The sequence below is a fragment of the Erwinia psychrophila genome, from assembly GCF_039023475.1.
Taxonomy (GTDB): Bacteria; Pseudomonadota; Gammaproteobacteria; order Enterobacterales; family Enterobacteriaceae; genus Erwinia.
Genome location: NZ_JBCHVB010000002.1, coordinates 414,289 through 436,003 on the forward strand (window position 1 = coordinate 414,289; position 21,715 = coordinate 436,003).

Here is a 21,715-nt window from a genome sequence, read left to right on the forward strand (position 1 = left end):
CCACGAACCGCTATCAACTCGACGCTGATGACGTTGCCACGTCTTTAAACCATTCCGAAACAGATTGAACACACGCATTTAAGCCCAATGTGTGGCCCTTTGAGCCACGTAAACAGGTGAATAGAGAAAACGTACCTGCACACGATAAGCAGGCTTTGCCAGCGCTTCGCTCACACTCCGAAAGGTACACGAGCACCCTGATAAGGTGTAATCCATCTGATAATCTGATGGCCGCTACGCTCTGCTTGTCTTCTTACCACTAACGGGGCTTTATGGCTGCTATTGCCAAAGATAAGGAATAAGGGAAAAGGCTGGATCTCTTCAGCCTTTGGCGGTCATCTCACTTTCTTGAAGATGAGTAGGATCAGAGGGACGCAGACAGCGAAACCAACGATAGAGGATAACGCCGAATCATTGTGATTTTGCGATAGCTCCATGACAAAACTGGTGCATTGAGAGGAAGTAAATTCTCCTCCCTGGCTCATTGTCTCGGAAAAGTTAATTGCGAAGACAAGATCGAAGTAAAGCACGATAACGTAATACGCTATGCAGATCAGCGCGATACTTGCCCACCTGATGCAGAACCTCTTATTCATCATCGTAAGTGCTTCCCAATGAACCGCCTACGGTGCCACCAGAGTAAGGTGATATTGAACCAGCAACAGCAGCGGAATCAGCGGCAGCTTGTTGAATTTTTGCACTGCTTCCCGTTGGATGAGAGATTTTATTCCCGATGTTTGGATACTGCTGTTTGAATGCGCTTGTCATTTCGATAACGAGCATTGAAGAATAGTCAGAACTTTTTGATTCAAGGAAACTTTGCAATGATATTGGGATAGTGAAATCTTCTTCTATGTCGATCGGTAGCTGTGTTGTCATGGATGTGTAACCATGTGCGAATACTTTTGAGCCAGCAAACTTGATCCCTGCGACTGAGTGAGTTGTACAGTTGCTACCCGTTACATCATACTTATCAATCGTGTGACCTCTTCTTTTTGTGCCGTCTTGCATCTTCGGCGTCTGAACTGGTGTAACGCCGTCATTCCACAAGTTTTCAAAGAATTTGCGGGTTAATTCAGGATTAGCATCATCAATGCGAAAGGCACGAGCACCCATTTCATAAAGTTCGTATCGGTAATACTCCCGTGCATCTTCATCCTGAAAAAAGTCTAAAATTCCATCCCCGGTTAAGGTACTTTTGTCTGTGCGCCCATAGCGTCCATAAGTGTATAGATAGATGCTGTTATTCTTATGTACCGAAACGAAAGCGTGGCCTGCATTTGTTGTTTCAGTCCAGATGTAAACGCCGTTCAATAGCAGGTTATCTTCTGGCTTGCAGGTATCAGCAAAACTATCAGTTTCAGCATCTGCAATCGGGCCGGGGAGTAAGGGGAATTCAAACGTGTGAGATTCAGCGGCGTTGGTTTTAGCTGGCGCTGTAGAAAATTCGTAAGTGTCATAGATAGAAGGGATAAAGCGTGATTTGCAAGGGCAGGAGCTACGGCTGTGCAGTGTTCCGGCAATCCTTTTACCATGTATGTCATCGTTTTCAAGTCCTCCCACAATGCGGAATCTACCCGCATGTTTACCACAGGTCACTTGATGACCTTCACATGCCATGTCTCTATCAAAGTGTTGATGATCGGTACATCCTTCAATAATTCGACCGCCGCAAACTGTCTTATCACCCCTGAATAAGTAGTGACCGATAGCCATTCGTCTATATCCTTATGTTGTTTGTAAATCCATGCGGAAAGTGTAGGCTTTTGGTGCTGGCGAGTAAATGCTACCCGCATTCTGCTGATTCATCTGGCGTGCAGCGAAATACATAGTATTTCTCCGCATGCAGGCAATAAAAAACCCCGCCGGCGCGAGGTTGGTTAAATTTTATGGGTCACTACGCTGGCCGGACCGTCGCTTTTGTTGGGCGGCCGGTACTTCCATTGTCATGGGTATGGTCAGGATCAGCTTCAGTGATAACGATATAATCTGCCCCTTTACCATCGCGTACTAACGTCACCAGCTCCCCGGCACGAGGGTCGGAATCAAAATCATGCTCCTCTTCAATGCCAGTATCTTCAAATTTCACCGTTATTTTCATTTACCTTCCTCCTTCTGATAAACAGGGTCATAACCCCGAGGATAGTTCACTAACGCTTTCCTGTAGAATTCTAGCCTATCCTGAAAATATGCCCTCAGCTCAGCGGGCTACTGCATCTCAACCTCATGAAGCGTTACGGGTTTAACAGGTACCTCAGCGTCATTTAAGATGGTCTAAAAAACGCAGTACCCTTATGGCGGCAAAACGGTTTTCTGCGGTTTTAAAAAACGCAGATTCACAATTGCGCCATCGGTCGGTACGGTTTCCAGCTCGTTCACCTCTATCGCCTTATCCCGGGGCAGGCTTAAACTGTCTACGGTGATGCGGTTAACCCGCCACGGCGTCAGATAGCTGACCAGCAGATCGCCATTCGCATTAGTGGTTGAGCCAAACTGGTTATAAAAACCGATATCGGGCGTATCCGGCACCTGCACCAGCGCCACCGTACTGCCCAGCGTCTGACCGAGGACGACGCCTTCTTCATGTAGCAGTATGCTGCCGCTGAGGTCGGTGTGGTAGTCGCGCTGCGCGCCGCTGCGGTTCATGCTCAGGTTCAGCTCACCGCTGTTGTACTGATAGCCAAAACTTGTTTTCAGCGCGTCATCTCCGTGTTCGGTATGCTGGGCGGTGACGTCATAGCGCAGGCTGTAGTCATCCAGCGCCGATCCGTAAACGTTCAATCCGGCGCTGTTATGCTCCCGGCTGGCTAAATCAGAGACCAGAGCGACGTTACTGAAGTGGCTGCCGAGGGTAAAAGGAATGCTGATGTTGATGCCCAGCGTCGATTCCGGCGCATAGTCCGCGTAGCGGTCATAGCCGCCATAGAGGGAGATATCGACCTCTTTCCAGATGGCGCTGAAGCTCAACGTTACGCTGTTGCTGGCCGCCTCGCGGCTGCGGGATTTCAGCCAGCGCCAGGAGAGGCTCAGGTTCGAATCCTCACTGAAGTTCTGCGTCAGCTCAATCTGGCTTTCGAGGGTGCGCTGGGTAGTGTCGTCATCCCATCCCCAGGCCAGCATGGCACCGCGTTCCAGGCGCTCCTCAAATGAACGGTACTGGCTACCTGAGGGATACCACTGTAGCTGAGCATTAAGGCTGGTTTCGGTGCGAAAAAAAGCTTTTGCATAGCGCAGCCTCCCGACGCTGCCGCCAGAGGTTTCATCTTTTTGGGTATAGCGAGCGGTGCGCACATCTGCTGAAACAGCCCCCCAGTTACCCAGGTTGCCGCCAATGCCCACCACGTGGCTCAGATAGTGTTCGCCCTGCTGTACGCCGCCAAAGAGGGTGGTATGGGGCGCGACGCCCCAGGAGAGGGAGCTTTGCCAGAAGCGATCTTTATCCATTGTCACGCCCCGTGCAGGCTTGTAGCGTCCTGCGGCCAGCTCGTAGCTGAACATGCCATGCTGCGCCAGATTCGGCATGATGGAGTAGGGCAGCGAGCGGGTACGTTCGGTGCCGTCGCTTTCCTGAATGGTGAGTTCCAGATTACCCTGCGAATCGGGCGGATAAAAATCCCTGATGATGAAGGGGCCCGGCGGAACGTGGATACGGTAAACGCGCGCGCCATTCTGATGAATGGTTACCTCCGCTTCGCTGTGCGCATAACCGTTAATCTGCGGTGAATAGGGGCGCCAGCTGTCCGGGAACATCGCCTCATTGCTGGCAAGCGACACGCCACGATAGGAAATAGTGTCGAACAGATTGGATGAGGTATAGCCGTCGCCTACGTTGAGGCGTGAGCGCAGCGATGTGATGCTGCGCCACAGGGAGGTGGAATTGCTGTATGAGCCGTGTTGTTTATCCGCTTCCCGCCAGAAAGTATTTTGATAGCGCAGACGCCACGGCCCCAGATTCAGTCCGTTTTCCAGCACCAGCGTCGCATCGGTGCCGGGCGTGTCCCAGCTGTACTGCGCCCGCTTGTTATCCACATCCAGCCGGTAATTGACAAACAGCGCGTTGATCCCGTCATCCCAGCGGCTGGTGCTAACGCCGTTCTGCTGCGGGTTAAACGCTTCTTCCGGGAAAAGCAGGGTCAGCAGGCTGGCATCGGGCCGATACCAGAACTGGAGCGAAAACTGTGTCGCGGCCTGCGGCGTAAGGCAGCCTCTGGCATCCCAGCTGAGACGGTCAAGGACAAGGGATTTTACCCCCCATTCTTCCAGAAGCGGATGCGTCAGGCAGGGTATGCCGGAACGGACATCAAGAGAAACGGTGCCTTTATAGGCATTATTGAGAATGACCCAGGTTTTTTCATTGGCAAACGCTGCCTTTACCGTCAGTAAAAGCAGTAACATCAGGACGGTCGCGCGAATCGTCATCCTTGACTCAGCAAGCATCACGGGCAGCCTGGCCGCCCGTGATGAGGTCCGCTATGGCTTATTTATTCAGAGAGGCCAGATCGGCTCGAGCCTGACTTAACTCCTGCTGAATCTCACGCACATCAGCCTGTTTTTCAGCCAGTTTGCGCTGGTATTTTGCGATCTTCTGAGCATTGCCTTTGGCTTTCGCTTCGCTCAGGTCTTCCTGAACTTCAGCAATGTCTCCGCGTTTTTCAGCCAGTTTTCTTTCCAGCTTTTTCACGTCTTTCTGGGCATCAGCAAGTACGCTTGCGCTGGTGCAGTGCGCTTTAACTTCAGCCAGCGCGCTTTTCAGTCCAGCAACTTTGTACGTGTTGCCATATTGCTGGGCGATGCGGATCTCTTTTTCCAGCGCGGCGCTTTTCGCGTTGCAGCTTTCAGCCGCATAGGTAGAAGCGGAAGCAAACAGACCAATGGAAGCGACTACTGTCAGAACGGAAACTAATTTTTTCATCGTATTTCTCCTTCGTTGATGTACCGCCGGGGCGAGATGTCCCGACGATCTCCTGAGAACAAAAGAGTACTGCATTGCCCTGAGTCAAAACGACGCAGAAGCGTCCTCAACTTCTGTAGTCCATGTCCTGGGGAAGCTGTACGCTATCGAGCCAGTGCTGCAACGTAGTACGGAGCAGCTCAAGCTCTGCCTCCAGCCGCTGTAGCCCTTCGCTGTCCGGCGCAGCTTCCTGCGCTTCACAGGCGGCTTCAAGCGCCGGTACGCCCAGCAACTGAATGCCGCCGCGCAGTTTGTGCAATGTCTCCCGCAGAGAGAGATCCGGCGCATCATGCCACGCGCGTATATGCGTCAGGGATTCGTCCAGCACGGACAGTTGCAGGGAAAGAAACAGGGACAGGTTGTCAACCTCCAGTAGTTCCGGGGGCAGGTTTTTCGCCGGGGACCATTGCGGCAGCGCCGGGGCGGTATCTGTAACCGTTATGCTGGCCAGCAGATCGGTCAGCATGTTCAGCGTCACCGGCTTAAACAGGCAGTCGCGCATACCAGCTTCCCTGGCGGCTTCCCGGACGGCTTCGCGCGCATCCGCCGTTGCGCCAAAGACAATGACGCTGGGATAGTGCGTATGGATGATTCGTGTCAGCTCAACGCCGCTCATGCCGGGGATATTACAGTCGGTAATGATCACATCGGGCCGTATGCCAGCCAGTTTTTCCAGCGCCGCTTTTGGACTTTCCACGCTGATAACCCGGTGACCAAGCCAGCCCAGCTGCTGGGCGAGCAGCATCCGGCCTGCCGGATTATCGTCCACAATCAGCACGCTGAGCGACCTGCTGTCGCTGCGTGTGGCGGTGGCGGTAGCAGCAGCGTCAGGCAGTGCGGGCATGACCGGCAATTTTAGCCGCACCGTCACCAGAGTGCCGTTGCCCGGTTCGCTCTGCAAATCGATGCTGCCTTCCATCATCTTCGCCAGCGTCTGACAGATATAAAGGCCCAACCCGCTGCCCTGGGAGACCTCAGGGTTATCACCCTGGATAAAAGGGCGGAACAGCCGCTGGCGGGTGGCTTCATCGATGCCTTCACCGGTGTCTTCTACCTCAATACGCAGCAGCAGATAGCCGCCGTCACGCTCCTCAAGCTGTACGCCCAGCCTGACCTGTCCCTGTCCGGTAAACTTAATCGCATTTCCGACGAGGTTGACCAGAATCTGCCGAAAGCGGCTGCGGTCAACCAGTACGTCGTCATGAAGGTCAGCGTCAAGCTCAAGCACAAACGACACTTTTTTTTGCGCGGCCATCCCTTCGAACAGTAGGGCAGACTCTTCTATCAGCTTACGCAGCGAAGCGCGTTCGGGGCGTAGCACCAGACGGCCGGACTCAATGCGCGAGACGTCCAGAATCTGACCAATCAGCAGTAACAACGCCTGGGCGGCATCCCATGCCACCTTTACCGACTGCCGGTTTTGTGGCGTATCGCCGGGACGCTTCATTACCAGCTCTAACAAGCCAATAATCGCGCTCACCGGTGTACGAATTTCATGACTCATGGTGGTCAGAAAAGCGCTCTTCGCCCGGTTGGCGCTGTCGGCGCGGTTTCGGGCCTCTTTTAGCGTTTCAACCAGCGCCAGCATCTGCTGCTGCTGGCGCTGGTGCCGGCGATAGCCGTATGTGGCAGCAGCAAGCAGCAGCAGCACCGCCGCCGTGACGCCGAGCACCAGGCTCAACGGGAACGTTGTCGGCGTGGATGAAGAGAAGCTGTTGCGCGCATTTTCGCCACGGGTGATGGCATGGAGATCCTCTGGCGGAATATTAATCAGCGCTTTATTGAGGATGGTGATCAGCGGCCACGCCTGACGCGATGTGCCAAACGAGAAGCGCATCGGGTCGATATCAATACTGCCCAGAATGTGCAGCGAGGCGTATTGCTTATCCTCCAGCAGGGTATTGGCGACGATCAGCGGCATTGCCAGCATTTTACTCTCGCCATGAATCACCCGGTTAAGCCCATGCCGCCAAATATCTACTTTTTCGGGCAGCCTGCCGCTCCGCTTGCGCAGCCACTCTTCGGGCGACTGGCCGTCCAGACTAATGACGGTAGGGTTAAGCGCGTCCGGCACGTGATCTTTACGTCCTACCATCACCCAGGAATTGTAAAGCCAGGTCCGTGTGGTCAGCAGATCGGCGCGCCAGATATCCTTCTGGGTCACGCCTGCGACCAGGTCCTCCTGACCCGATTTCACGGCGTCAAGGGCTGCCCGCTGGGTGGGATAGCGCTGAATTTCAAAAGTAAATCCGGTGCGAAGCTGTAGCGCGGTGAGAATAGTGGCAATGATGCCGTGCAGCTGGTGACCTTCGTCAAAAAAGGCCACTGGCGGGTTATCCTCCGCTACGGCAACCCGGATATGTTTGTGTTCGCGGATCCACTTATGTTCCAGCGAGGTATAAACGGGTTGCTGCTCGCTGAGGGAAAGCGGTATGCCGCCGTTCCAGCGGCGGTGGATTTCCACGCTGGTACTTTCCGGCAGGGCCTTCAGCACCTTATTCAGCACGTTAATCCAGGTCTGCATCTGCGGCATGGCCGCAAAGGAAAAGCCTGTGACGGGAAATGGTGCAGCGAGAGGGCGGATCAGTAGGTTGCTGATATTAGACTGGCTTACCAGGTAGCGAGCGGTCACGTCATCGCAAAAGAAAAGATCGGTTTTCCGGAAGGCCAGTGCTTCCAGCGCATGCCGGGCAGAATAGAAAGAGACGATCTCAGCCTGCGGATAACGCTGCTGTACCTTTTGCGGATCGTAGGCCGGCGCGATAGCGATTTTCCTGACCGCGTTGTCCAGACTGGCTTCATTATTGACAACCTCAACGGCGATATTAGCACTGTATGGCTCGCTTAATACCAGGCCCTGGCTACGCTGGTTGTCGCTCGCCTGGGCGATAAAATCCGCTTTGCCTGCACGCAAGGCGGCCAGCGCCGCGTCATAGTTTTCATAGCGGATAACCTCAATCTCAACGCCGAGGTTATCCGCGGCCAGACCGATAAAATCGGCGTTGATACCGCCATAGTCATTCAGCCCGGTAGTAATATCGTAAGGCGGGGACATCGGCAACCAGACGGCGAGGCGTATCTTGCGATGTTCCCGCACCCAGCGCCACTCGCCAGCGCTGAGCCCCGGATCGGTAATGACTTCCTGGCTGCGGGCAAGAAGTTTAAGCGGTTCCTGGGTCGCCCCGCCGTACGTCATCCCGCTGATAAAAAAGAGCAGCAGCCAGTTAAGGACTCTCATTATCGTTCTCATTGTAAACCAGAGCAATCAGCTGGCCGAGGTCGTCGCAGCCGCATTTTTGCAGCATTCGCGCTTTATATGTACTGATGGTTTTATTACTGAGCATCAGCAGATCGGCAATCTCTTTATTGCTTTTTCCCTGCTTCAGATAATTGAGCACCGCGATTTCACGATCGGAAAAACGGCTAAGCAGCGTGCCCGGGGCGTCATGCTTTTCACTCACGATGGCCGCTCTGAAAAGCGTATTTTCCGGAAAGCACTGGTAACCCGCCATAATAAGCCTGCAGAGCGGATCGATGTTTTCCATCGGCATATTTTTATTAACGAACCCCTGCGCGCCCGCCTGTAGCGTTCGCAATGCGTATATTCCCGCAGGCTGGCTGGTAAAAATTAATATCTTGAGATCCGGGAAATGTTGTTTAATTCGGGGCAGTAAATCGAGGCCATCAGCATGTTTCAGCTCAAGATCCAGAATCAGTAATTCGGGGCGTTGCTGATGCAATTGTGCCAGCAGGTTCTCCCCGGAAGAGGTGCTGACGACGATGTCGCCCTGCTTTTCCAGCAGCACCTTCAGCGCAAAACAGATGGCCGGGTGATCGTCTACGAGCAAAACTGAAATCATACTACTCCCTGTACTGTTGGCGTTGCGCCTGATGCCAGCGCGCTCCTGCGCTGGCCGGGTGTTATCATAGTCAATGCCGGCTAAAATCGATATAGCACGATCTTAAATTCTTTACGGCATATTCAGGATGAATGGTTAGCGTTATCAGTGCCCACAATCAGCGATGAATTGATTCACTCCGTTCCATGCTCAATGAGTAAGTCGGTTCCGCTCCCGTTTGCGTGATTAATGATTGCTGGCTGGCACCCATGACGGCTGTAAAGGGATCTGCGGGATTCCGCCGGTCAGAATCCTTAACTCAGCGTCACGCGGCGTATTGTCACCCTGGCCCTGGATGCTGACAATATCCTGCGGGCAGGCTGAAAACGCCACGCAGCAATCCATTTCTGCCCGCAGCACAACGTAGTCACCCGGTTTTGTGACCACCGGCAGCGTTTTCAGCGTGATGCCGTCAGGCTGAACCTGGATATTCATAAAAATATTAAACGAGGCCAGATTACCGTGCGGCAGTTCGACGCCCAGCTCGCGCATACCCTCAAACAGATTGTCGTGGCAGTTGCGGTGTGGTTCAGTGCAGCCCAGCAGTTCATAACGTCGCGCGTCGCAGGCGGCCATAAACGTATCGTGTACGCCTGGCGAGGTATCCGCAACCAGCGTCAGGATCGGATGCCGTTGGCTGGTGATAAAGCTGTCACCCACCTTTGGATTAAGACGCTGGTTCCACACCCGCGTTGCCTGCATACACATATATTCGCTGACGTCAGCCGCGCTGTAAGCCCAGCAATCCACCACCTGCGTGCCGTGCAGGTTGATGACCTGCACCGCTTCGCCTTTCTTCAAACGCACCGCTTTACCGTAGCGTGCCGGAATAGTAAGGATGTCACGATATTGAAATTCAGCCGACATGTTGTTCTCCTGGTGTATGTTGCATGCCGCGACGATAGCGCGTCATGCGTGTTTCAAGCCTGCGCGCCAGCCAGTCGATAAGACTGTTGAGTAGCCAGTAGCAAAGCGCGACCGCCAGGTAAATCTCCAGCGGCGCATAGGTATCCGAAATCGCCTGTTTTGCGGCGTACATAAATTCCTGCACCGAGACAATCGACAGCAGCGCGGAATCTTTAATCAATCCAACGATCAGCCCGACCAGCGGCGACAGCATTTGTGGCAGGGTTTGCGGCAGTACCACATCCCGCAGCTGCTCGCTGCGGCTCAGCCCCAGCACGCGACACGCCTCCCACTGGCCTTTCGGCAGCGCATCGATAGCCGCACGGATCACTTGGGCAATATAGGGCGCGTAATAGAGCGTCAGCGCCAGAATGCCCACCACCGGCGACGACAGGGTGATGTCATATTCCGGCAGGACAAAATAAAGAAGGTAAATGATCACCAGCAGCGGTAACGCCAGCGTTATTCCGCTGTAGAAATTAAGCAGGCGCTGCCAGAAAAGGGATGCACGCATCAGCAGCAGCGCCATTACCGAGCCCCATAGCAGTGAACAGAGCGCCGCCACGCTGCACAGCTTCAGGGTGGCAATCAGGCCATGACCCAGAGACGGCAGAGAGGTAATAATTGCCTGCCAGTCCATCATGCTATTCTCCGTCTGGCTTCCAGCCGCCGTGCCGCAGCAATCAGCGGCAGGGCGATCAGCAGATATCCGGCGGCCACCAGCAGCAGCACCTGCGTCGCTTCGTAAGTACGGGCAATCACAATCTGCCCGGCATAGGTCAGCTCGGTCAGCGCCACGACCGACGCCAGCGGGGTGGTTTTTAGCAGGATGGTAAATTCATTGACCAGCATCGGCAGGCTGGCGCGGATCACCTGCGGATTGATGACGTACCACCAGGTGAGAAAGCGGCTAAGACCCAGCGTGCGTGCCGCTTCGCGCTGCCCCCGCGTCACCAGGCTGTGGTTAACGCGCAGAATCTCCGCCACGTATGCGCCGCTGTTAAGGCCGATGGCGATCACCGCAGCCAGCAGCGGCTGCCCGCCCAGTCCGAGCCGTGGCAGGGTGAAGAACACGACAAATAGCTGCACGATGGCGGGTGTGCCGCGCATCAGGCTGACGTACAGCCGACCGGTGAAGCGCCATAACCCGCTCCGGCGCAGCTGCAAAAAGCAGCCAAGCTGGCCCATTGCCACGCTGACCAGTGACGCCAGCACCGTCAGTTCCAGCGTCAACAGCAGGCCGAGTCCAAGCTCCGGCAGCGCGTTCACAACCTGTTGATCCAGCCCCATCCGTCACTCCGCAGTAAAGTCATGCAGGTTTTCCGCGATCGAAAGCAGCAGCGGCGCGGGCCTGTCATTGCCCTCGATGCCGGTGTTGCAGGCCGAGACGATAAATTGCGTATCCATTACCACGCGGCAGGTGATGCTGTCCCCCGCGCGGGTCAGATTGGGTTCCGGCAGAATATCGCCGGCGCGCGTCAGCCTGACATGCATAAACAGATTGATGGGGTCCGGCAGCTTTGGCACCGCCATTCCAAGGCGCGTGAGTTCACCGCGTACCGCTTCAAGAGAGCCCTGACCCTGATAACCGCGTCCGGCGAGGAAGGCGGAGGTAGAGGCGGGCAGCAGCAGGTCGTGACGCTTCACGCTATCTTTACCCAGCACCATCACCGGACGACGGCGATTATTCACCAGACGCATGCCGGAACCGAGGAGGTAGCTGTTACTGAACACTCGAGTATGGTGCACCGAAAGCCATACGGCCGGATCGGTGAGGCTGAAACCAAACAGCGAAGCGACCGCGCCATCTTCCTGGGCGGTAATGCGCAATAGCTGGCCACGCAGCACGCGGATCGCACCGGCTTGTCCCGCCGGAACGGTGACAGGTTCCGCCAGCGTACGGGCGGTGGTTTCTTCAGAGGTTTCACGCATTAACAACATGATTGAACTCCATCATAGTGGTCGCTTATTGTGATGCCGATGGGGGTTACGTGCAGGCCGTTACCGGGGATGATGTCCTGCGGGCAGGATGAAACGGCGCAGATCAGATCGCAAAGCGCCTCAAACGTAATATTGTCGCCCGCGCGGCTGTTAGGATCGGTGACTTCCATACGGCCGTCCGCGGTGACCGGGCCGTTCTGGAACAGGTTAAACGGCTCTGGCAGCGTGAAGTAGGTAACGCCACAGGCCTTCATGCCCTCCAGCAGGTTATCGACGCAGTTACGATGGCCTTCCACGCCGAAATCGACGCTGAAGCGGGTGCGATCGCAGGCCGGGACGTTAGCATCATGAATGCCGATACTGTCGGCAAGAATGCGCAGCATCGGGCGGTTTTCGCTCGACCAGAGCGCATCGCCCGGCTTAAAGAACAGCGAACGCAGGTGCTGGCGGGTATGAACCGGCGAGAGCTTTTCGTCCAGATCGTCAGCGTTCACCGCCACGAAATCGGCGGCCTGCTGCCCTTCAGTGTCCGTGACGGTAATAAACTGCCCTTTGCGTACGCGAAACGTTTTGCCGTGGCCGGCGGGCACCGTCAGATTGTTCTGGCACATAGCTACTCCTGTGGAATGAAATTGCTGGCAGGCACGGTGAAGGTGGTACCGAGATACTGCTGCTGCAGTTTGGTCAGCTCACCCGCTTTCTGCATCGCCAGAATATGGTCACTAAGGGCCTTGTTCAGGCTGGCGTCTTCCTTGCGGGTTGCCCAGCCCATCCACTGCGAAGGGCCAACTTCTCCCACCTGTACCACCTTGCCGGCGAACTTTTTGGTGACCGGCGCCAGCACGGCGATATCGTCAAAGACGAAATCGGATCGTCTGGTCATCAGCGTGCTGATGGTTTGGTCCAGGGAGTCGACATTGACAATAGCGATCGGTTCTTTGCCCGCTTTTTTCAGCTGCTCGTTAAACCCCTTCAGCAACTGCTCCGGTACGCTGGCCGTTTTCACCGCGCCGCGCAAACCTGACAGACTTTCCGGGCTGAGCGTTTTGCCACTGAAATTTTCAGCCGCCTCTTCACGCACCAGCACCCCATTGACCGTTTTGCTGTAGGGCACCGTGAACAGCACTTTCTTCGCACGTTCGGCGGTCATATTGAGCGATGAACCTTCAGCATCGAACGAGCCGGAAATCAGGCCCGGCAAAATGCCGCTGAAGGCGGTTTTCTGAAACGCCAGCTTCACGCCCAGATCCTGGGCAAAGGATTGCATGATCGCCACGCTGTAACCGGTGATCGCACCTTTATCGTCGGTATATTCGTAAGGAGGAAAAGTCGGATCGATGCCGACGGTGATTTTGCCGCTGCTTTTGATGTCGGCCAGCGTATCAGCCTGAGCAACGGTGGCTGTGGAAAGAAGAACGGCGATCAGCAGTGCTGTTTTTTTCATCATGATGTTTCCCCGGTGTAGGTGAAATGCCTTTTTCTACTGAGCATATTCTGTGCCAGGGTTTTCATTTCACAGGGAGGGAATGGAGGAGGAATACGGCTTTATTCAGGTAAAACAATAAGAAACGTGTGTTTCTTTATTTTTTATTTAATTTCTTAAGTTTCATGACGCGGAAAGGAGTAAGCCAGACTGCAGGTGCAGGATGCGCTGTTTTGGGGAGTGGCCTGGCGCAAAATGCGCCAGAACGGAGCGTTATTCAAATTCGTCGAGGAGCTGATGCAGCGTTTCAACCTGCGCCAGATAGTCGTTGCTGGTTTTGCCCATTTCACGGGCTACCAGTGAGCAAAGCAAATTACAGACGCCCGAAAGCGCGGTGGTGCTGTCGAATATCAGGTTGCTGTCAGTATGGCAGCGTACTACCCACTGCGCGTGACGCGCCGGTTTGCCTGAAAGCACGTCGGCAATATAGAGCATTGGCACTTCACGTCCGGCCAGCACGCTCATTGCCGCTTCCAGCGCAGGCATACGTCGGCGCAGGCCCACGCAGATCACCACATCCTGCCGGTCCAGCGCGGCGAAATGTTCCGCCAGTGAATCACCCGGACGCGGCAGCAGGCGCACATCCGGGTGAATATGCACCAGGTCGCGGTAAATCAGTTGTGCGATGGTTTGACTGTGTCGCCAGCCCATAACCACAATGCGGCGCGCCTGGGCGATGGCGCTGACGGCCTGCTGTAGCTGCCCGCTGTCCAGCATGCGATAGCTGTTGACCAGGTTGGCGATCTCTTTTTCCAGATGTTGCTGCATGAGGCTGGCGAGCGTTGAATCGCCGGGGAGGGCCTGAAGATAAAGCGGCGATCCGCTGCTCTGCATTTCGCGCGCCTGACGACGAGCGGCATCATAGCTTTCATAACCAAGGTGGCGAAAAAAGCGGGTGGTAGTGGCTTTAGAGACGCCCGCGCTGTGCGCCAGTTCGGTGGCGGTATTCATCGCCAGCTGGCCGGGTGCGGCAAGCAGTACGTCAGCCAGGCGCTGTTCGTGGCTGGAGAGCTGGTCCCACTGCTGTCGGATCCGGCCCTCTAATGTTGCCGCTTTTGCACTCATAATGATTCCCCGAAAATAAAAAAACTATCCTGCACAGTGCAGGTCGGGTTGTCATCATCTATTTGGCATGGCGCCCAGCCGGATTAAAGCACCTTATTCATATTAAACCCGTTCACCTGAAAGCCATTTGACTCATAGACATGCTTAGCGCGATCGTTACCGGCAGCGACTCTGAGTTTCATCTGGGTGAGGCCCTGTTCACGCAGCCTTTTCTCCAGCGCCTGCATTGATGCGCCGCCCAGTCCTTTATTCTGGTGCGTCGGGAAAATATAAAAATCATAAATAAAGGCTGATTTCGAAGGTTCATCTGGTTTATACCAGAAATAGCCTACGTGATGCTCCGCCACGGCGTCATGACAGAAAATACTCAGAAGTACATGACCTGGGGTGCCCGGGCCTTCTGGCAGGCTGGCTGCTATTTCGTTTTGCGCCTGCTTCAGCGCATCCTCTTTCGGCAGCCGGTAGCTGGAGGAAATATCTTCCGCGTAGTCGGGTATCAGATATTGCAGGAACGCTGAGAATTCTTCTGCTGTCATCGTTTTGAAACCGATCATGTCTGGCCCGCCGGTGAGGTTATTTTCAGTATCAGAAACTTATCAATAAATCCCCACGTTTTCATCTGATTAGTTCTGATATATAACGTAACGGATCGCGTAGCAGGAAAGCCCGCCGTGACGGGCCCGCGGCCCGTCATTCTCTCTCCACACGCCTTACAAATGTGCCGCAAACCACTCAGTCTGCATGCGGATAACCTGTTTGAAATGTGCTCCGGTATAGATGTCGTAGTGCTGTGCGCCGATCTCTTCGTAGAGGCATTTATCCTCAGCGGCAACGGCGTTAAAAAGCGCCCGTCCCTGCTCGGGTGGGTTTACGCTGTCCTCGCCGGCAATAACGATCAGCGTGGGGCAGGTTACCTTAGCGGCATAGATTGCCGGTTTGTAGTGCAGCGTTTCCCGGACGGTGAGGAAAGGGATTTTGATGTCCATCTTTGGAAACAACGCCCTGTTTTCTTCAAAAAAGGCTTTTGACGCCGTATCGCTTAATACGCGGGTGATGCCGACAAACATCTCTTTTCCGGTGCTTCTCTGTTTTTCGGCCATCTTCTCAAGGGTGGCGAGAAACGCCGCTTTCTCCGCTTTATCCATATGGCCGCTGACGATGGCTTCGCCGTCGGCAAAAGCGAGCTGGCTGACGATGCACTTAATGCCCGGATCTCTTGCCGCAGCGGCAAAGACGTGGCATCCGCCAAAGGAGGTTCCCCACAGGCCAATTCTCTGCGCATCAAGGCCTGGCTGCGTCCTTGCCCAGTGAACAACGGAAAGAATGTCGTCAATCTGCATGGCGGGGACCAGCCGGCCCCGTTCACCCTCGCTATCGCCAAAGCCACGATAGTCAAAGGTGAGGGTGGCAAAACCGGCCCGGGTAAAGGCGTCAGCGAAGTCGGGTAACAGAATTTCCCGGATGCCACAGAAGCCATGGCAGAGAATAATCACCGGGCTTTTTGTCGCGCCGGTGGGCAGGCGAAGCGTTAAAGCAATGCCGTCAGAAAGGGTGTGTGTTGAAATCTCTGTCACAATAAATATCCTTTTAATGAGTGGAGGATTAATACAGCCTGAATCCTGGGAGTTATTCCGGTTGCGATGGTGTAAGCCACAGGTGTTTATTCCCTTTACCGTATGAGTGCGGCTGGAAGCAGCAGATAGCCTCAGGGTTTTTCCACCGGCTGATCGATCAGCGCACTACGGGTAATTAATTCCTTCAGATGCTGCTCGCTCTGCTGCTTCAGCGTGATCGGGGTAACGGCGCCATAGTCCCCGGCGGCCAGCTTTCTGAGCTGCTCTTCAAAGGGGACTGTTCTGCTGAACGCCTGCGTAATAGTGAACACCTGTGACTTCAGCTCGCTCACCGTCATATATTTACCGCGTTGTTCATCCAGCGCGTTCAGCCTGTCGCTCAGTTGCTGAAGCTGCGTCATTCCCTCATGCCAGCCGTCCATTGCCGTCAGGGGCAGCGCACTGGCGTCAAGCTTCCGCTGCCACGCCTGCCGCATCCGGGCTACTGTCTGATTATCGGGCCAGAGCGTGCCAGCCTGCGCTATCAGGCTCTGTCCGTACCGTTGCGGCCAGTCCGGGGGTAGCGACATCAGCCATTTCAGCTGCGCAGCGGTCTCCGCCAGCAGCGCATCCTGCTTTGCCGCAGCAAATGGGTTCTGCCGGAGTTGGGTCAGCTGCTCTTCCGTCAGCGCGCCGGGCAACGGCTTCAGGGACGCAATAAAGTGCTGTTCCGCGGGCGATGATGCAGTAAACATGTTCCATCCCCACAGCGCCAGGCCGCCAGCAAGCAGCGCGAACCCTGCGCCAGCGATGAAGGACCAGACGAGGGCGCGACGACGGGAGGTCGGCGGGCTGGCGCTTTTCGTGGCCGGCTGGGGGGATATCACCTCACGCCTGTCCGGAGGCGGCAGCATTTCTCTGGTTTCGGGCTTCACGATCCGGGATATTTCAGGCGTAACAGGTTCAGCGGGCTTAACAGGTTCAGCGGACTTAACAGGCTCAGCGGACTTAACAGGTTCAGCGGGCTTAACTGGTTCAACAGGTTTATTAGTTTCAACAGGTGCGGGCTGTTCACACACCGGCAGATCCTCCAGCCGGGAAATGGCCTGTCGGATCTGTTGTTGCAGGAGAACCGTCGGGGCGGCCTGTTTCAGGTCATAGCGTGTCAGCGTATCACCGAGCGCCGTCAGGCTTTGGTCACAGGCGTAGAGCAACGGTAACGCATCACGATCGCCGATCGTCAGCGTACGGAAGACGATCTGCAGCCGCTGATTCAGTCCGGCAATGATTTCCGTCCGGGCATGCGGGCTGGCGGGCCACATGGCTGACCAGTGGTGCAGGAACAGTTGGCTGATAAGCGCCAGGCCCTCATTCATGCCGGCCAGTCCGGAAGCGTACGTGCGGGCAAGCGTAAACCAGGCGGCGGTCTGGAGATCCACGCCGTGGCTTGCGGCTAATCGCCGGCAGAGCGTTTCGGCATATTGCCAGTTCACGTCCGGGCGGGCAGGGTGAGACAGCTTCATCATCTCATCGCGCAGGGCGGCGTAGTCAGGCAGCCCACGCGGGTCGCTACCGTTTTTAAGCTGTTTGCAGTTTTGCATGGGAGAGGCTCCGTCAGCGGTATTAACAGAGAGAATTAATAAGCAGCCAGCTGCTGCTCTTTCAGATGGCGCAGCAGCACTTTACCCTCCGGCATAAATTCGGTGCCGTAGCGCACCAGCCCGAGCCCTTTCAGCTCCGCGTCAATGGCATAGCGCAGCTCGCCCGGCACCTGTTGCGTCAGCATCACAACCTCAATTTTTTTCAGGCGCGGTTCGAATTTCAGCAGCACTTGCGAAAGCGTACTCATTAACTGATGGGCAGTGCCGGGCATCCCCTGAAGGATATTCGTCATATCCGGCAGGCCATAGTCGGGGAGATGCGCCAGCGTACCGGCACGGCAGTTGAGAATACGCTGCATGTTATCCAGCACGGACAAGATGAGCTGGTTTTCCGCGCTGAGCGCGTTCAGGGGAAGCCCACCGGTAAAATGTCCGGTCAGCATTTCGTAAAGAGAAGGATTTTCAGGGGATTGCGGCATTTATCATCCTTAACGGGGCCCTGGCTCCGGTTTAATCCGCGCGATCTGGCTAACTCCAGCATCACGCGTTCCTTTTTCGTTTTTTCCGCTGGCCGGTCAGCCGCACAGTACTGCGGCACGGGCAGGATCCAGCGCAATCAGACCGGAAAGCAGCGCCTCCATCGCCGGCTGTAGCCGGGTTTTATCGGCCTCGCTGCGGCCTGCGCTGGCGCGCAGCAGTTTTAACCGGCGCGCTTTCACCTCGAACATCAGTTCCGGTATCCACTGCTCAAGGGTCATCCTCTTCGCACTGCCGTCAAGTTCTCCCAGCAGATGCAGCGCCATCTCATTTTTGCCATATTGCTCGGCGACCCGCGCCATCAGCAGCCGCATCAGCCACCGGTCACGGGGAGAGGTGTAGCCCGGACGAGCCTGGAGCCAGTTCAGCGCCGCTTCCATCCCCTCGCTGTCGGCCAGTTGCAGCACTTCGGGCTCAAGCGCCAGCACGTCGTCACCGGAGGTCACCGCTGGGGTAACGGGACCATCCTGCCAGCCGGAAACGTCATCCAGCACCTTTTCATGGATCCAGTTCAGCGTCACGTCATCCGCAAAGGGGGTGCCGTCATTAAAAGCGAGCGCCTCCAGGCCCGGCAGCCGGGTCAGCAGGCCTTTCAGGTCACGGCAGATGATATCGGCGCGCACGGTATCCCCGTCCACTTTCAGCAGTGCCTGCCAGGTGTACCACTGCAAATCCAGCCACAGATGATTGACCGCCTGCGCCAGCAGGCTGTCATTTTGCTCAAGCAATTCTGACCAGCTTTGCTGCAGGGAGAGTCGCTTAAGATGGGCGCGGTGATCCGGTTTAGGCGGCACCAGGCGCGTGCGCCCGGCGGCATCCAGCGGCGGCAGATCGGTCACTGTATCCCAGCGCACGCTTTTTATCAGATGGTGTCCGGCCAGCCAGCCGCCCGGCTGATCGCGCAGATATTTCGCCAGCACTTTCGCCTGGTCAAGCAGATCCCGGCCGGAGCTGACGGCGTTCATCACCGGCGGCGGGGAGGCTGATGTCTGCGTATCTGCGCGCTCTTCACGGCTGGTCTGCGGCACAAGGCTGTGCGCACCACCGCTTTGCGCCAGTCGATTTTCCAGCGCCTGGCATAAGACCGAAAGCCGGGGACGCGTCGCCTCATCAGACGGCTGTAAAGCCTGTTCAATCAGCAGCAGCGCGCCGACAATGCGTTGCATCACGGCCATATCCACTTCCGGGTAGAGCGTCAGGCTGTCGGTCATCCGGCTGCTCCCCAGCCATTCCAGCGCTGACTGACGGCTGCGCTCACGCAGCGGATGCAGGCGCGGGCCGAAGCGCTGAAGCATCCCGGCCAGCAGCTCAAGCCCTTCCGCAAGGCCAGCTTCGCCGTCCTGATGCAGACGCGCCCACACGTAAAAGGTAATAACCCGGAGATCCTTGCTTACTCCCGTCAGCAGCTTTTCCGCCAGAGAGCAGATTAGCGCGGTATCAATACCCGATAGCTTATTGACCTCTTCACGGATGCGCTGGAAGTCATCGTCGTAGCCCGGATCGTCGCCGGTAGGCTGGCTGTCGCTAAGCGGTGTCAGCCAGAGTGACCAGTCCCGGATATGCAGGTTTGCCTGTTCACGCAGGCGATTGTCATCAACTGCGCAGGCATGTACTAAATTCGGCAGGGTTATCATTATTCCGTTCCATCGCTGTGCGATCTTTGATGAGGCTATTCCTTTATTTGCGATAGTAGAGTAATTGCTGTGCAGTAATCAAACGTTAATAGCGCGCGTTCAGATTTGGACAATTTGCAAAGATATCACGCTATATTTTTACGGTAGAAAAAGCCCTTATGTTAAATAGCTGCGTCTGATGCCGCTATACTTTTACCAGCTCATGTTTGCCCCGGGGAATGGGCTGCCGGTTTCCATAAAATGGTGAACCATTTCAACAGTTGCCACATCGTACGGCACTGATGGTTGCGCGTCATTGTGTCGTGAAGCGCCTGCCATAGACGCTCAACGTGATTCACCCATGGCGAGTAAACTGGCGGATAAATCACGCTGAACTTCATGTTTTCCTTCAATGGATTTCTTTCTGCATCCTGCGTCGTTTGTCACGGGAAATTAGTGCTATGCCCGGCATCGCTCAGTCCGGTTGGTGGTTTGTTTTTTTGGCGATCGATCGGATCGCACAATCCGGACTGAGTTCCCTCAAAGTGATCTACTATTCGGCGCAGCTATTTAAAGCAATTATCGTTATTCAGAGCCATTTCATCTGAGAAGCAGTGATATAGCACCAGCATAAGTAAATGGAGAATGTTTTCAGAAAGTGAGGTGTGGTATCAGGCGGAAGTATCTGGTCGTAATAAATAGCGAAATTTTCTGGAAGCATCTGACTCAGTAGAAATTAAAAAGCGTACGGAGCCGGTGGCCTTTTAAATAAAGAGCTTTATCCTCGTCAGCAGTGCAGGCGTTTCGCGCCCGGGAAGCCAGCCGTGCTGGCTTCCCGTTAATTACCGGCGCCTTACGGCATCATTTGACCAGACCCATCGCCTGCGGCAGCGCCATGGAAATAGCAGGCAGATAGGTCACCATCATCAGCACCATCGCGATGACCATAAAGAACGGCAGCAGTGGTTTTATCACGCCTTCAATTCTGACATTGCCGACCTTACACCCGGTGAAGAGTATCGGGCCGACCGGCGGCGTAATGGTACCCAGCGAGAGATTAAAGACGATCATAATGCCAAAGTGTACCGGGTCCATGCCGAACTGCATGCAGATAGGCAGGAAGATCGGGGTAAAAATCAGTACCGCTGGCGTTGGGTCCATAAAAGTCCCGACCACCAGCAGTACCAGATTCATGATCAGCAAAATCACCAGGAAGCTGTCGGTAAAGGAGAGCAGGCCGGAGGCGATAAGCGCCGGAATTTTCGTGAACGCCATCACCCAGGACATGACCGAGGATGCGGCCAGCATGAAGATTACAATGGCGGTCATTTTCGCGGTGGAGAGGAAAATCGCCGGCAGGCTGGACAGGCTGATATTCCGGTAGATGACCCCCAGCGCCAGCGAATAAACGACCGCGATTGCCGACGCTTCGGTAGCGGTAAATACGCCGGCCAGGATGCCGCCAATAACCACGACAATCATCATCAGGCTGGGGATCGCATCAAGCAGGATACGGCGGCGTGCGCCTTTTACCCGCACGAGGCGGGAGACCATATAGCCCCGGCGGCGCGCAATTATGCCGGCCACCAGCATCACGCCGAGCCCCCAGAGAATGCCCGGAATATAGCCTGCCATAAAAAGGGCGGAAATGGAGACGCTGCCCGCAATGGTGGCGTAGACGATCAGGGAATTGCTCGGCGGAATCAGCATGCCCGTTGGTGCTGAGGCGATGTTAACCGCGGCGCTGAAGGCCGGATCGTAATTCTCCTTCTTCTGGATCGGCGACATGATGCCGCCAACGGCAGCGGCCGACGCGACGCCAGAGCCGCTGATGGAGCCAAACAGCATGTTCGCCACCACGTTGGTCTGCGCCAGAGGTCCCGGCAGAAAACCGCTGACCATCTTGGCACAGTTGATCAGCCGGATGGCAATGCCACCATTGTTCATCAGGTTGCCCGCGAGGATAAAGAAGGGGATAGCTAACAGGGCAAAGGAGTCCAGGCCGACAAAAACGCGCTGCGCAGAGGTAAGCACCGCGCCTTCAAACGGCAGTATCAGGGCCATGGCGCCGAAAGAAGCAAGGCCAATGCTGATGCTGATCGGCGTACCGATGAGCAGCATAAAAAACACGCCAGAAAACATGACCAGCGCGACGTTAAGTGCCAT

At 55.5% G+C, this 21,715-nt stretch carries 19 protein-coding genes and 2 pseudogenes; all 21 read right to left on the reverse strand.

Annotation, left to right across the window (positions count from 1 at the left end; translation table 11 throughout):
- Positions 1 to 335: 335 nt before the first annotated feature.
- A complete protein-coding gene (locus AAH446_RS07900; protein ID WP_342906164.1) occupies positions 336 to 599 on the reverse strand; it encodes a hypothetical protein in 264 nt (87 codons plus the stop codon).
- The gene (locus tag AAH446_RS07905) at positions 589 to 1,716 is read right to left on the reverse strand and encodes a PAAR domain-containing protein (protein WP_342906165.1); all 1,128 of its coding nucleotides are present in this window, start codon (positions 1,714 to 1,716) and stop codon (positions 589 to 591) included. Before AAH446_RS07905 ends, AAH446_RS07900 begins: the two co-directional genes overlap by 11 nt.
- 181 nt (positions 1,717 to 1,897) lie before the next feature.
- Positions 1,898 to 2,101, reverse strand: a complete 204-nt coding sequence (locus AAH446_RS07910) for a hypothetical protein (protein WP_342906166.1) — start codon at positions 2,099 to 2,101, stop codon at positions 1,898 to 1,900.
- A 191-nt stretch (positions 2,102 to 2,292) separates the two neighbouring features.
- Positions 2,293 to 4,419 (reverse strand): fimbria/pilus outer membrane usher protein, encoded by a 2,127-nt coding sequence (locus tag AAH446_RS07915; protein ID WP_342906167.1) that lies wholly within the window; start codon positions 4,417 to 4,419, stop codon positions 2,293 to 2,295.
- Positions 4,420 to 4,477: 58 nt separating this feature from the next.
- Positions 4,478 to 4,912: a DUF1090 domain-containing protein gene (locus AAH446_RS07920; RefSeq protein WP_342906168.1), complete on the reverse strand. Its 435-nt coding sequence runs from the start codon at positions 4,910 to 4,912 to the stop codon at positions 4,478 to 4,480.
- Positions 4,913 to 5,018: 106 nt separating this feature from the next.
- Positions 5,019 to 8,189, reverse strand: a complete 3,171-nt coding sequence (locus AAH446_RS07925) for an ATP-binding protein (protein ID WP_342906169.1) — start codon at positions 8,187 to 8,189, stop codon at positions 5,019 to 5,021.
- Positions 8,176 to 8,811 carry a response regulator transcription factor gene (locus tag AAH446_RS07930; protein WP_342906170.1) on the reverse strand — a complete coding sequence of 212 codons (636 nt, stop codon included), beginning with the start codon at positions 8,809 to 8,811 and terminating at the stop codon, positions 8,176 to 8,178. The genes AAH446_RS07925 and AAH446_RS07930 overlap by 14 nt, the downstream gene beginning before the upstream one ends.
- A 225-nt stretch (positions 8,812 to 9,036) precedes the next feature.
- The gene (locus AAH446_RS07935; RefSeq protein ID WP_342906171.1) at positions 9,037 to 9,717 is read right to left on the reverse strand and encodes an urea carboxylase-associated family protein; all 681 of its coding nucleotides are present in this window, start codon (positions 9,715 to 9,717) and stop codon (positions 9,037 to 9,039) included.
- A complete protein-coding gene (locus AAH446_RS07940) occupies positions 9,707 to 10,396 on the reverse strand; it encodes an amino acid ABC transporter permease (RefSeq protein WP_342906375.1) in 690 nt (229 codons plus the stop codon). Before AAH446_RS07940 ends, AAH446_RS07935 begins: the two co-directional genes overlap by 11 nt.
- Positions 10,396 to 11,046, reverse strand: coding sequence for an amino acid ABC transporter permease (locus AAH446_RS07945; protein ID WP_342906172.1), 651 nt, complete (start codon positions 11,044 to 11,046; stop codon positions 10,396 to 10,398). The genes AAH446_RS07940 and AAH446_RS07945 overlap by 1 nt, the downstream gene beginning before the upstream one ends.
- A 3-nt stretch (positions 11,047 to 11,049) precedes the next feature.
- Positions 11,050 to 11,697 (reverse strand): urea carboxylase-associated family protein, encoded by a 648-nt coding sequence (locus tag AAH446_RS07950; protein WP_342906173.1) that lies wholly within the window; start codon positions 11,695 to 11,697, stop codon positions 11,050 to 11,052.
- Positions 11,681 to 12,308: pseudogene (locus AAH446_RS07955) on the reverse strand (DUF1989 domain-containing protein). The gene AAH446_RS07950 and the pseudogene AAH446_RS07955 overlap by 17 nt, the downstream one beginning before the upstream one ends.
- A 2-nt stretch (positions 12,309 to 12,310) precedes the next feature.
- Positions 12,311 to 13,141 (reverse strand): transporter substrate-binding domain-containing protein, encoded by an 831-nt coding sequence (locus AAH446_RS07960; RefSeq protein ID WP_342906376.1) that lies wholly within the window; start codon positions 13,139 to 13,141, stop codon positions 12,311 to 12,313.
- Between the two features lie 252 nt (positions 13,142 to 13,393).
- Positions 13,394 to 14,245 carry a MurR/RpiR family transcriptional regulator gene (locus tag AAH446_RS07965; RefSeq protein ID WP_342906174.1) on the reverse strand — a complete coding sequence of 284 codons (852 nt, stop codon included), beginning with the start codon at positions 14,243 to 14,245 and terminating at the stop codon, positions 13,394 to 13,396.
- Between the two features lie 83 nt (positions 14,246 to 14,328).
- Positions 14,329 to 14,799, reverse strand: coding sequence for a GNAT family N-acetyltransferase (locus AAH446_RS07970; RefSeq protein WP_342906175.1), 471 nt, complete (start codon positions 14,797 to 14,799; stop codon positions 14,329 to 14,331).
- A 156-nt stretch (positions 14,800 to 14,955) separates the two neighbouring features.
- Positions 14,956 to 15,819, reverse strand: a complete 864-nt coding sequence (gene uilS, locus AAH446_RS07975; protein ID WP_342906176.1) for a UilS family quorum-quenching N-acyl-homoserine lactonase — start codon at positions 15,817 to 15,819, stop codon at positions 14,956 to 14,958.
- Positions 15,820 to 15,950: 131 nt separating this feature from the next.
- Positions 15,951 to 17,399, reverse strand: a complete 1,449-nt coding sequence (locus AAH446_RS07980; protein ID WP_342906177.1) for a VasL domain-containing protein — start codon at positions 17,397 to 17,399, stop codon at positions 15,951 to 15,953.
- Between the two features lie 35 nt (positions 17,400 to 17,434).
- Complete coding sequence (gene tssE, locus AAH446_RS07985) at positions 17,435 to 17,878, reverse strand: type VI secretion system baseplate subunit TssE (RefSeq protein ID WP_342906178.1); 444 nt, start codon at positions 17,876 to 17,878, stop codon at positions 17,435 to 17,437.
- A gap of 96 nt (positions 17,879 to 17,974) precedes the next feature.
- A complete protein-coding gene (tssA, locus tag AAH446_RS07990) occupies positions 17,975 to 19,570 on the reverse strand; it encodes a type VI secretion system protein TssA (protein ID WP_342906179.1) in 1,596 nt (531 codons plus the stop codon).
- A gap of 192 nt (positions 19,571 to 19,762) precedes the next feature.
- A pseudogene (locus AAH446_RS07995) lies at positions 19,763 to 19,962 on the reverse strand (IS630 family transposase); the annotation flags it as partial.
- Between the two features lie 448 nt (positions 19,963 to 20,410).
- Positions 20,411 to 21,715, reverse strand: a complete 1,305-nt coding sequence (locus AAH446_RS08000) for a TRAP transporter large permease (RefSeq protein WP_463322793.1) — start codon at positions 21,713 to 21,715, stop codon at positions 20,411 to 20,413.